10 protein-coding genes are annotated in these 12,679 nt (G+C 33.6%); 7 read left to right on the top strand and 3 right to left on the bottom strand.

Translation table 11 applies throughout. The features are described from left to right. The first annotated feature begins 20 nt into the window (after positions 1–20). Genes FT986_RS04395 through accD form a run of 3 tightly spaced genes read left to right on the top strand, consistent with a single transcriptional unit; the run spans position 21 to position 4,607 of the window. The gene (locus tag FT986_RS04395) at positions 21–2,588 is read left to right on the top strand and encodes a BamA/TamA family outer membrane protein (protein WP_147864033.1); all 2,568 of its coding nucleotides are present in this window, start codon (positions 21–23) and stop codon (positions 2,586–2,588) included. 54 nt (positions 2,589–2,642) lie between these two features. Continuing rightward, entirely contained in the window at positions 2,643–3,716 is a 1,074-nt protein-coding gene (gene fbaA / locus FT986_RS04390) for a class II fructose-bisphosphate aldolase (protein WP_147864032.1), read from the top strand. A gap of 33 nt (positions 3,717–3,749) precedes the next feature. Further along, the gene (gene accD / locus FT986_RS04385) at positions 3,750–4,607 is read left to right on the top strand and encodes an acetyl-CoA carboxylase, carboxyltransferase subunit beta (RefSeq protein ID WP_147864031.1); all 858 of its coding nucleotides are present in this window, start codon (positions 3,750–3,752) and stop codon (positions 4,605–4,607) included. A gap of 56 nt (positions 4,608–4,663) precedes the next feature. Here accD and FT986_RS04380 read toward each other — a convergent pair whose 3' ends face one another. The 3 genes from FT986_RS04380 to FT986_RS04370 all read right to left on the bottom strand — a co-directional run bounded on the left by FT986_RS04380 (position 4,664) and on the right by FT986_RS04370 (position 7,915). Continuing rightward, the gene (locus FT986_RS04380; RefSeq protein ID WP_147864030.1) at positions 4,664–5,029 is read right to left on the bottom strand and encodes a heavy-metal-associated domain-containing protein; all 366 of its coding nucleotides are present in this window, start codon (positions 5,027–5,029) and stop codon (positions 4,664–4,666) included. 20 nt (positions 5,030–5,049) lie between these two features. Next, positions 5,050–7,296: a TonB-dependent receptor gene (locus FT986_RS04375; protein WP_147864029.1), complete on the bottom strand. Its 2,247-nt coding sequence runs from the start codon at positions 7,294–7,296 to the stop codon at positions 5,050–5,052. Between the two features lie 199 nt (positions 7,297–7,495). Further along, complete coding sequence (locus FT986_RS04370; RefSeq protein ID WP_255505902.1) at positions 7,496–7,915, bottom strand: hypothetical protein; 420 nt, start codon at positions 7,913–7,915, stop codon at positions 7,496–7,498. A 215-nt stretch (positions 7,916–8,130) separates the two neighbouring features. On the opposite strand from FT986_RS04370, the gene rpsO reads away from it, so the two are divergent. From rpsO to proB, 4 genes are all read left to right on the top strand, one after another. Then, the gene (rpsO, locus tag FT986_RS04365; RefSeq protein ID WP_111541706.1) at positions 8,131–8,400 is read left to right on the top strand and encodes a 30S ribosomal protein S15; all 270 of its coding nucleotides are present in this window, start codon (positions 8,131–8,133) and stop codon (positions 8,398–8,400) included. A gap of 173 nt (positions 8,401–8,573) precedes the next feature. Continuing rightward, the gene (locus FT986_RS04360) at positions 8,574–10,739 is read left to right on the top strand and encodes a polyribonucleotide nucleotidyltransferase (RefSeq protein ID WP_147864027.1); all 2,166 of its coding nucleotides are present in this window, start codon (positions 8,574–8,576) and stop codon (positions 10,737–10,739) included. A 309-nt stretch (positions 10,740–11,048) separates the two neighbouring features. Beyond that, a complete protein-coding gene (proC, locus tag FT986_RS04355) occupies positions 11,049–11,858 on the top strand; it encodes a pyrroline-5-carboxylate reductase (protein WP_147864026.1) in 810 nt (269 codons plus the stop codon). A 19-nt stretch (positions 11,859–11,877) separates the two neighbouring features. Beyond that, on the top strand, positions 11,878–12,657 hold the full coding sequence (proB, locus tag FT986_RS04350) for a glutamate 5-kinase (protein WP_147864025.1): 780 nt from the start codon (positions 11,878–11,880) through the stop codon (positions 12,655–12,657). Positions 12,658–12,679 lie beyond the last annotated feature (22 nt).

Here is a 12,679-nt window from a genome sequence, read left to right as displayed (position 1 = left end):
TTGAACCTAAATTATTTTTTTTGAAAGCTGTACCTGCAAAAATAACATTCTTACTTTTGGTACTTTTTATCTCGAGTTGCAACCCTGTAAAACGTGTAAAAAACAACCAGCATTTACTTACCAAAAATAATATTTTAGTAAATGATGAGCGTATTTCTACTCGGCAAATATACAACCAGTTGTACCAAGAGCCTAATGTAAAACTTTTAAGCTTTCCGTTAAGGTTACATATTTATAATTTAGCAGATTCTACTCCAGATACCAGCTTTACCCATTGGTTAGATAAAAAAGAAAAAAGAAGAGCGCGTTTAAAAAGTATTTATTCTGATAAGCAAGTAAAAAGAATACGTAGAGCCTACATTTCTTTTAATGAGTTTCTAGAAGAAACAGGGGAAGCGCCCACCATTGTGAGGGAAGAAAAAACCAAAAAATCTGCCAATAGACTCAAAGCTTGGTACTGGAATCACGGTTGGTTTAATGTAGAAACTGATTATGAAATTACTAAAAACGACAATCAACGTGCGCAAGTAGATTATATTATTAAACCTCACCAACCCTACTTTGTAGATTCTATTACAAAAAGAATTAAATCTCCCGTGGCAGATTCTTTATACCGAGAAAAGGAAAGTGAAGCCACCATTAAAGAGGGAAAACAATTTAACACAGATGATTTTGAAGCAGAGCGTGAGCGTATCACCTCCCAGTTTAGAAATAGTGGCTTATTTCATTTTGAAAAAGAATACATTTCTTTTGATGCTGATACTATAAATACGAATCATAAAGCCAATATAGATCTAGTAATTGCAAATAGAGAAATTACAAAGCTAGATTCTACTTACACCGTTCCTTATAAAATTCATTACATAAGTAAAGTAAATATTTTTCCCGATTACGCTTATGAGAATAAAAGTAAGCCTGTTACAGATTCTACAAGTTACAAAGGCTATGATATTTATAGTTTTGAAAAACTAAAATACAAGCCTAAAGCAATTTCTGATGCTGTTTTTATAAAAAAAGGAGAAGTTTACAAAGACATAGATCGTTCTTTAACTTTTAAAAGAATGAATGAGTTAGGACAATTTAAATATCCTAACATCCAATATGTGCCCGATCCAGAAGATTCTACAGGAACTCAACTTATATCAAATGTATTTTTAACCCCGAAACCTAAATTTGGGGTTACCTATAATTTTGATGTTTCCCGAAGTAATATTCAAGATTTTGGGATCGGATTTGGAGGTTCATTATTAATAAGAAATATCTTTAAAGGTGCCGAAAATTTAGAAATTTCGGGACGAGGAAGTATTGGTTCTTCTAAAGATGCTGCAGAAAGTGAAGACCGCTTTTTTAATATTTCAGAAATTGGGGGAGACTTAAGCCTTACTTTCCCTAAAATTGCCTTTCCTTTTATTAACACCGAGAATATTATACCTAAATCTATGTCGCCTTTTACTACGCTAAGTATAGGTGCGAGCACTCAGCAAAACATAGGATTAGACAAACAAAATGTAACAAGTAAATATTCATACCGTTGGTACCCTAATGCAGAGCTCACTCATAAACTTAATCTTCTAGATTTGCAGTATGTAAGAAATCTTAATACCAGTAACTATTTTAATGTTTATAGAAACTCTTTTAGTCGTCTCAATGAAATTGCTCAAGAAAATATAAGTAATGTTAATCCAAATTATTTTGAAGAATTATCTGAAGGAGACACCGGTGCCCCAGATTTAATTATTCCTGATGGAGTTAATAGATTTATAAACGACATTAATTCAAATGATGTTTCACTCCCCTCAGATGAATTAAGAGAAGCTAAAAATATCATTGAAAGAAAAGAGCGTTTAACAGAAGACAACCTTATCCTTGCCACTAGTTTCAATTACATTAAAAATACTAGGGAGAATATATACGATAATAAATTTACTCAGTTTAGATTTAAAATTGAAGCTTCAGGAAATACCTTGGCACTCGCTGCTAATTTGCTAAATCTAAAATCTAACAAATCTGATAATTTTGATTTATTCGGAGTTCAATTTTCACAATATTTAAAAGGAGAGATCGATTTTATAAAACATTGGGATTTAGGCAATAAAAATATTATCGCAGCTAGAGCACTAGGAGGTTTGGCGGTACCTTATGGAAACTCAAACAGCATTCCATTTGCACGAAGTTTCTTTGCAGGTGGAGCAAATGATAATAGAGGTTGGCAAGCTTACGATTTAGGTCCTGGTAGCACTGGTGGTGTAAATGAGTTTAATGAAGCTAACATGAAAATTACTTTTAATCTAGAATACCGCTTTAATCTTTTTGGCGCACTAAACAGTGCGTTATTTGTTGATGTAGGAAACATCTGGAATGTTTTAGATAATGTAGAAGATGAAGCTGCGCAATTTAATACCATTAAAGATTTAGAAGAGCTTTCGGTAAGTTCTGGTTTAGGGCTAAGATATGATTTAGATTTTTTCGTCATTCGATTTGACGTTGGTTTTAAAACGTATAATCCCGCGGCAAACCAAGAAAAATGGTTTAGAGATTATAATTTTTCAAATGCTGTTTATAATGTTGGTATTAATTATCCTTTCTAAGCGGTTTTATTTTATTAATTTTGCATCATCAATTATTTAACGCATATCAAATCTATGAGTCATAATATAAAATCAGGAGTAGCTACCGGTAAAGAAGTTCAAGAAATTTTTAACCACGCAAAAAAACATGGTTATGCTTTACCAGCTGTAAATGTGGTAGGTTCTAACACTGTAAATACCGTTTTAGAAACTGCGGCAGAGCTTAACTCCCCAGTAATTATTCAGTTCTCTAATGGAGGAGCTACTTTTAATGCAGGAAAAGGTCTTTCTAACGAAAACCACCAAGCTGCTATTTTAGGTGGTGTTACTGGAGCTAAGCACGTGCATGATTTAGCAAAAGCTTATGGAGCTACGGTTATCTTACATACCGATCATTGTGCGAAAAAATTATTGCCTTGGATCGACGGTCTTTTAGATGCTGGAGAAGAATTTTATAAAGTACATGGAAAATCGCTTTATAGTTCACATATGATAGATTTAAGCGAAGAACCTATTGAAGAAAATATTGAAGTTTGTAAAGAATATCTTGCCAGAATGAGTAAGATGGGAATGACCTTAGAAATTGAACTTGGTATTACTGGAGGAGAAGAAGACGGTGTTGATAATACAGATGTTGATTCTTCTAAACTTTACACTCAGCCAGAAGAAGTAGCCTATGCTTACGAAGAATTAAGTAAAGTTAGTGACCAATTTACAATTGCTGCTGCTTTTGGAAACGTTCATGGTGTATATAAGCCAGGAAACGTAAAGCTAACACCAAAAATTCTTAAAAACTCACAAAAACATATTTCCGATAAGTATAATGTAGAAAATAATCATATAGATTTCGTTTTTCACGGAGGGAGTGGATCTACCTTAGAAGAAATTAGAGAAGCTATTGGTTATGGTGTTATTAAAATGAATATTGATACCGATTTGCAATATGCCTTTACGGAAGGAGCTCGCGATTATATCTTATCAAAACAAGAATACTTAAAAGCTCAAATAGGAAACCCTGATGGGGACGACCTTCCTAACAAAAAATATTACGATCCGAGAAAATGGTTAAGAGAAGGTGAGATCACTTTTAAAAACCGACTTAAAAAAGCATTTGAAGATTTAAATAACGTTAATTCGTTAAGCAAATAAACTTAACTTTTACAAAACCTAATTTAGCACCCTATGGCTTGGTTTAAAAGAACAAAAAAAGGAATCCAAACGGCAACAGAAGATAAAAAAGATGTTCCTAAAGGATTATGGTATAAATCTCCAACAGGTAAAATTGTTGATGCAGAACAGCTAGAAAAAAACTTTTACGTAAGTCCGGAAGATGGTTATCACGTAAGAATAGGAAGTAAAGAATATTTCGAAATTTTATTTGATGATAACAAATATAAAGAGTTAGATAAAAATCTAACTTCGAAAGATCCCTTACAATTTGAGGATAAGAAAAAATATCCAGACCGTATTAAAGAGGCAGAAGCTAAAACCAACCTTAAAGATGCTATTCGTATTGGAGTAGGAAAATCTAAAGGAAATGATTTAGTTGTAGCTTGTATGGATTTCAGTTTTATTGGAGGATCTATGGGATCTGTTGTAGGAGAGAAAATTGCCCGTGCTGCAGATCATTCTTTAAAAAACAATATTCCCCTATTAATTGTTTCTAAATCTGGTGGAGCCAGAATGCAAGAAGCGGTTTTATCTTTAATGCAATTAGCTAAGACTTCTGTAAAGTTAGCACAGTTAGCTGAAGCCAAAATTCCTTATATTTCTCTTTGTACAGATCCTACAACAGGAGGGACTACTGCATCTTATGCGATGCTAGGTGATATTAATATCTCTGAACCTGGAGCTTTAATTGGTTTTGCAGGACCTCGTGTAGTAAGAGACACTACTGGAAAAGAATTACCTGAAGGTTTTCAAACAGCAGAATTTCTAAAAGAACACGGTTTCTTAGATTTTATAACTCCACGTAAAGAGCTTAAAAATAAAGTCAATTTGTATTTAGATCTTATTCTTAATCAACCTGTAAGAGCATAAAAAAAGCCTCTAAGATTTAAAATCTTAGAGGCTTTTTCTTTTAAATAAGGCAAAGCTTATTTATCCTTGTCATCTTTATGGTCATCTTTTACCACTTCATCACGATATCTACAGCAAAGATGAACGCTATTATATGCCTCTTCTGTTGCTGTTGCATTGGATAAATCATGCCCTACTTCTAAAATCCCTTTTTTTATCTCGTTTAAATTGGTCTTCTTTTCACTATAAATTAAATCTAATTGATGTGTATTTACATCCCAATTGGCGCTTTTTACACCTTTAGTCTTTATACAAGCTTTTTCAATACGTTCTTTACACATATTACAAACACCATCTACTTCAAAAGAAGCTTTTGCATTTTTATTTTGAGCAAAAACCATGGTTGTCACTAATAACAACGCTATACTTAATAATTTTTTCATCTTTTCTTATTTTAATTATTTTACTTAATTCTATATCTTAAACCTGCATAATATAAACTTCCAAAAACAGGTCCGTATACAAATGTACTATCAAAGTTTGATCCAAATGGATTCTCAGGATCTAAAATAGGGTTATCTTGTCTTACATTAGTAATATTTTCTCCGCCTACGTAAATTTCAAATCTAGGTGAAAAAACCTTTGTCACCTGTGCATTAATAGTAGAAACGGTTGGTGAATATTCTGGTAATTGAAATTCTGCTGGGTTAGCTACGGTAGATGGAAAACGCTGTTTTCCTAGCCAATTGTAAGTGACATCAAACTTCCATTGGCTATTATTTTTTATATGAGTTTCATAAGAGGCATTTGCAAAAAAACGATGTTGCGCTGTTAATGGTTTCATCTTTTCTCCAGTTTGATATTTTGTCTTTACATCATAATACTTATACGCCAATCTCACATCAAAATGTTCAAAAAGGTTATAATTGAATTCTGTTTGAAAACTATTGGCGTAACTATCATTTTCTAAATTATAGAAACTAATCTCTCTTGGATTTTCCCAGTCCACCACTACTTGGTTTTGAAAATCGGTTCTATAAAAATCAAAAGTTACATCTGCTTTGTTTCCAAAAAGGTTAAATCCTTGCAAATAAGAAACTCCGTAATTCCAAGCTATTTCTGGATCTAAACCATAAATATTTCCTTCCGCGGAAGCGTTAATATTGATATTCCTAGAGGTAGCAAATAGGTTTTGGTTTTCTGCAAAGATATTCGCCAAACGTTTTCCTCTCCCTACTGAAGCTCTAAACGCAGATTTTTCCCAAGGAGTATATCTTGCATGAACTCTAGGAGTGACAAACAATCCAAGCCTATTGTGATTATCAACCCGCATTCCTGCCGTAAAATTAAGGTCATCTAAATTGTCAAAATTATATTCGAAAAATGCCCCAACAGAGTTGTCGATTCGCTCGTAAGAAGTTGTTTCTACCAACTCATCATATTTATCATACGTAAAATCAAATCCTGTTTTAATTTTATGACGAGAATCACCAATAATAGAGTTATAGATAAAATTGGAGTAAATACTGCTGTGCTCAATGTCATATCTACGCAAACCAAAATAAGAATCTTGTTGATGATTGCTTACCGCAAACTGTAATCCTGCACTTCGCCATGGCAATTCTGGATTCACATAACCCAATTTACCTGAAAAATCGTAACGTGTAGTGTTAATTTCACTACCCCAAGCATTGGTCGTTAGTTTATCGGTATCGGGATCAAAATTAAGTTCTCCTGTTTGCTTTTCATCATTAAGATATCTTATATTAAAAAAGCCCACAAAACCATTTTCTGTATCGGTATACTGCCATCGGTTCATGACATTTACTTGTTGATATTGTGGCATATCTAAAAAATTGTCATCATTTACATCGTGTTCTTCTTGATGCGTATTCCCGTGAAGATAGACTCCTGTACTCCATTTTTCACTAACTTTGGTATTGTAGTGAGTATTTAATTCCAATCGCTGACTACTTGCGCCATATAAATTCACGAATAATTTATCGTCTTTCGTTGGTTTTTGGAGTTCGGCATTTATTTGACCGGCAATACTTTCATAACCATTAACCACGCTCCCTGCTCCTTTGGTAATTTGTATACTTTCTACCCACGTTCCAGGAGTAAAACTTAGACCGTAAGCTTGTGCAGCTCCTCTAACCGTAGGAATATTTTCCATAGCAATGAGAATATACGGACTTGTTAATCCCAGCATTTTAATTTGCCTGGTTCCTGAAATTGCATCGGCAAAATTAACATCAATGGAAGGATTCGTTTCAAAGCTTTCTGATAAATTACAACAAGCAGCTTTCAACAATTCGTCGCTGCTTACATTAATTACATTTTTGGCTTCAATATAAGAACGAGAAGTTGCTTTTTTTCTTGAAACAACTGTTACCTCATCTAAATTACCTTTAGAAATCAAGGAACTTTTAATTTGCTTGTTGGGATTTTTAACTTGAATGGTATCACTTTTAAACCCAATATAACTAACGACTAACTGCGAATAGCTTTCTTTATATGGAATAGAAAATTTACCATCAAAATCGGTTACCGTACCTACTTCGGTATTTAACCAGTATACATTTGCTCCTAATAAAGGAGTCTTTTTTGTGTCTGAATTTTCTTCATAAATAATTCCTTCTACTTTCTCTTGAGAAAAAATGCTTAACGGGAATAAAATGAGAAAAAACACATAAATTAATTTTTTCATTTTTTAAGATTATCTACTTAAAGCTTATTCAAATGGCTCTGAATAATACCTTTAAATATTATTTTTAAATTTACGTTTGTAATATAAAAATGAATAGTTTCCTTTTAGTTATGCTTCCGCGGAAAACAAAACGTATAAAATCGGCAATGTCGAAAATTTATGCAAATGCGGACTTAACAAGGAAACCTCTTAAAAAATTCTAAATCAAGAAAACTTGATGACATACTTGAATGTCTGCCACTAATTTGGGAGGAGAGTAATATTGATGCGGAATATAATATTCCGATAGGGGTTGAAATAAATCAATATAAGAAATAGAGAATGCCAACAAGAACACTTGCTGTGTATACTCCAAATCATCAAAATTTTTAGTTATAAGAACATCTTGCCCTTTTACCACGTCTTCAACATCATTGCAACAATCGGGTGGCGTAAAGTTAGTACTATCATCACTATTAGAACAAGGCTCTTTACTGCACTTTTCTACTGCAGAGAACACCGCAGAATCGATCAAAAAATCACCACAAAAATGTTTTTGAATGGTAAAAGAAGTAGTTGATAGCACTATTAAAACGGCTAACAACGACAAAAATATTTTATGGAGATTATTATTTTTCACAATGCAAAAATAACACATTTAAATGAATTGTAACAAATCCTATTTTTATTATTAACTGGTTTAACATTTAAAGAAATATGAATATATCTTTCAAATTAGGGTTTAGAACCCTAAAAATTCTTCTACTAAAAAACAAATTATTAAATTTTAAGCTTTATATTTGCCGCTTGATAGAAAAACTATCTGTACATAATAATCATTGAAATAATATTGGAATGTATTTAACAAAAGAAGAGAAACAAGGTTTATTTGAAAAGCACGGTAAAGGAAAAAACGATACCGGTTCAACTGAAGGGCAAATTGCTTTATTCACAAAAAGAATTGCACATATTTCAAGTCACCTAAAGACAAACAAAAAGGATTACAATTCAGAGCGTTCATTAGTAATGCTAGTAGGTAAAAGAAGAAGCTTACTAGACTACCTAATGAAAAAAGATATCGTTAGATATCGTGAAATCGTGAAAGAATTAGGATTAAGAAAATAATTTGAAAGGGGCTTTACGCCCCTTTTTTTATACTGTTTTTTCCTAGCAATAGGTTTTTCTAGAGAAAAAGAAAAAGCTACTATATTAGTTTTTCATTGGTCACTACAACACCACACACAACCCAGACCGTCATGGCAAGACGGAGACCATTGTTAACTTAGAATAAAAAAATTATGATTCCACAAGTTTTTAAAGAGGTAATCGATTTAGGAGATGGAAGAGAAATCTCAATCGAAACCGGAAAATTAGCAAAACAAGCCCACGGATCTGTGGTTGTTCAATCAGGAAACTGTATGTTACTTTGTACGGTAGTATCTAACTACAAACAAAGCGATGTTGACTTTTTACCACTTACGGTAGATTACAGAGAAAAGTTTGCTGCAGCAGGACGTTATCCTGGCGGTTTCTTTAAAAGAGAAGCAAGACCAAGTGATGGAGAAGTATTAACTATGCGTTTAGTAGACCGCGTGTTAAGACCTCTTTTCCCTAAAGATTATCACGCAGAAACGCAAGTGATGATTCAATTAATGTCTCACGACGAAAATGTAATGCCAGATGCTATGGCAGGATTAGCGGCTTCTGCTGCTATACAACTTTCAGATGCTCCATTTGAATGTCCTATTTCTGAAGCAAGAGTAGCTCGTGTAAATGGTGAGTTTATCATTAACCCTACTCGCACACAGTTAGAGGAATCTGATATCGATATGATGATTGGAGCTTCTACAGATTCTGTGATGATGGTAGAAGGTGAAATGGATGAGATTTCTGAAGAAGAAATGACTGAAGCGATTAAGTTTGCTCACGAAGCGATTAAAAAGCAATGTGAAGCACAAGTAAAATTAGCTGAAGCTTTTGGAAAGAAAGAAACTCGTGAATACGACGGAGAAAGAGAAGATGAAGCGCTAGAAAAGAAAATTCACGAAATGGCATATGATAAAGTGTATGCTATTGCAAAAGCAGGCTCTGCAAAACATGAGCGCACTGCCTCTTTTGGAGAAATAAAAGAAGAAATTAAAGCTAGTTTTAGTGACGAGGAAAGAGAAGATTACGGTAATCTTATTTCTAAATATTACGCTAAAGCGGAAAAAGCAGCAGTTAGAGATTTAACCCTAGAAGAAGGTTTACGTTTAGACGGAAGAAAAACAGATGAGATCAGACCTATTTGGTGTGAGGTAGATTACCTTCCTTCAACTCACGGTTCTGCCATCTTTACAAGAGGAGAAACTCAAGCTTTGGCAACAGTAACTTTAGGTACTTCTAGAGAAGCTAGTCAAATAGATATGCCAAGTTACGAAGGTGAAGAAACATTCTATTTACATTATAACTTCCCTCCTTTCTCTACAGGAGAAGCAAGACCAATTAGAGGTACATCTCGTAGAGAAGTAGGTCACGGTAACTTAGCTCAACGAGCTTTAAAAGGAATGATTCCTGCAGATTGTCCTTACACAGTGCGTGTAGTGTCTGAAGTTTTAGAATCTAACGGTTCTTCTTCTATGGCTACAGTATGTGCAGGTACTATGTCTTTAATGGATGCAGGAGTTCAATTAAAGAAACCCGTATCTGGTATTGCAATGGGATTAATCTCTGATGCTGAATCAGGAAAATATGCCGTACTTTCAGATATCTTAGGGGATGAAGATCACTTAGGAGATATGGACTTTAAAGTTACAGGAACAGCTGATGGTATTACAGCTTGTCAAATGGATATTAAAGTAAAAGGATTAAGTTATGACATTTTAGTAAAAGCTTTAAAGCAAGCTAGAGATGGAAGACTTCATATTCTTGAAAAACTAACCAATACTATTGAAGCTCCTCGTACAGATGTTAAAGGACATGCTCCTAAAATGATCACGCGTAGAATTCCTAATGAATTTATTGGAGCAATGATTGGTCCTGGAGGAAAGGTGATTCAAGAACTTCAAAAAGAAACAGGAACTACCATTGTAATTAATGAAGACCCTGTAACCGAAGAAGGAATTATTGAAATTTTAGGAACTAACCAAGAAGGTATCGACAAGGTTATCGCTAAAATTGATTCGGTAACATTTAAGCCCGTTAAAGGAAGTGTATATGAGGTTAAAGTCATTAAGCTTTTAGATTTTGGTGCTGTTGTAGAATATATAGATGCTCCAGGAAATGAAGTATTATTACATATTTCTGAACTTGCTTGGGAACGTACCAATAATGTTACAGATGTAGTTAAGATGGGAGATGTATTAGATGTAAAATATTTTGGAGTAGATCCAAAAACTAGAAAAGAGAAAGTTTCTAGAAAAGCACTTTTACCTAAACCACCAAGAGAAGACAAAAAAGAAGCTTCTCCTAAAAAAGAAGAGTAAAAAAGTTTATTATCTATTTAAAAAATAGCCTTAGAAATTTCTAAGGCTATTTTTTTTGACTTTTTTTTAAGATTTTTTTAACTGACAGGCTTTCACCTTTTCGACTACTTGGCAGTTTTGATGAATTTAAGAAATTATTATTAATCTTCATTTTTAGCAATTTAATATTAAAATAATGCAAAATTAAAGGTGATTCGCCCTAATTATTAGTATTTTGATAAAAATAATATATTTTAATATTTATTCGGGTGTTCCGTATAGATGTTGCACCTTATTATGACAGATATATAATTAACCTAAAACAATCACATGAAATTATTAGTAATAGGAGCAGGAAATATGGGATTAACCTATTCTGAAGGAATGGCAAAATCTCCTTTATTAAGCAAAAAGAAGCTTCAAATATTTGATACTGATCCTACCAAAATTGCAAGCTTAAAAACAACTGGCATTTTTGATGTTTACGAAAATTTAGAAGACTGCCTTCCAGAAGCAGATATGGTTTTTATTGCTGTAAAACCTTACCACGCAGATGATCTTTTCGATAAGATGAAACCTATGATTAATGATGGTCAAATTTTCGTTTCTCTCATGGCCGGCGTAACTATTGGAAATATTCAAGAAAATTTGGGAGTAAAAAAAGTGGTAAGAACCATGCCCAACTTGCCTGCACAGGTAGGAAAAGGAGTTACTTCATATACTGAATCTGAAGAAGTTTCAAGAATCGAACTTCTTATGATAAGAAACCTATTAGACACTACAGGTGCTTCTATTCACGTAGAAACCGAAAACTTTATTGATGCATCGACGGGTATTTCTGGAAGCGGACCAGCATATGTATTTTATTTTATGCAGTCTATGTTAGAAGCTGCTATGAAAATGGGCTTCTCAGATTACGATTCCAAAGTATTGGTAAGTAACACTTTTGAAGGAGCTGTAGAATTGTTTAATAGATCAGATATCTCTCCACAATTATGGATGGATCGTGTAGCCTCAAAAGGAGGTACTACTAGAGCTGCCTTAGATTCTATGGAAGATAATAATGTAAATGAATTAATTAAAGATGCTGCCTATGCTGCTTTCGACAGAGCAGTAGAATTAGGTGAAGCAGGTAAATAAACATAAACAAGAAATTATTATGAGTAAGAAAAGAGTTGTAGTAAAGGTTGGAACAAATGTAATGACCAACAAGGACAACCGCATTCTAGGACCTATATTAAAAGAATTGGTAAGACAAATTTCCGTACTATATGAGCAAGATATCATGGTGGTGTTAGTGTCATCGGGTTCTGCCATTGCAGGAAGAGAAGTCTTAGGGAAGTGTGATATTGAAGACCCTTCCACGAGGCGACAAGTATACTCTTCTGTAGGCCAACCAAGAATGATGAGACATTACTATAGTATTTTCCATGATTATGGAATGCGTTGTGCGCAAGTATTAGCAACGAAAAGAGACTTCGATCCTGGTAAGTATAGAGAAAACATGATTAACTGTTATGAAGGCTTACTATCTCAAGGTGTCATCCCAATCGCTAATGAAGATGACGCTGTATCACTAACAATGTCTATGTTTTCTGATAATGATGAATTAGCAAGTTTAGTTGCGGAACTTGTGGGAGCAGATAAGCTTATTATTCTTACCGATACAGATGGTCTCTATACGGGTCACCCAGATGACGATGAATCGGAAAAATTAGATCAAGTAACCACCGATCAAAATGTAGAGAAATACGTACAAGCCTCAGAAAAAGGAGAAGGCGAAGGACGTGGTGGTATGCAAAGTAAACTAAAAATTGCTAAGCAAACTGCACTCAAAGATATACCTACCTACATTGCAAATGGTAAACGACCTAATGTAATTGTAGATATAGTAGAAGGAAAAGATGTAGGAACAGAATTTATTTCTTCTGAAGATTAAATTTAGAGATTGTAGAACGAAA

This window comes from Mesonia sp. K4-1 (assembly GCF_008017825.1).
Classification (GTDB): Bacteria; Bacteroidota; Bacteroidia; order Flavobacteriales; family Flavobacteriaceae; genus Mesonia.
Note: the sequence above shows the minus strand (reverse complement) of the source record. Positions and strands in the feature narration are given on the sequence as shown.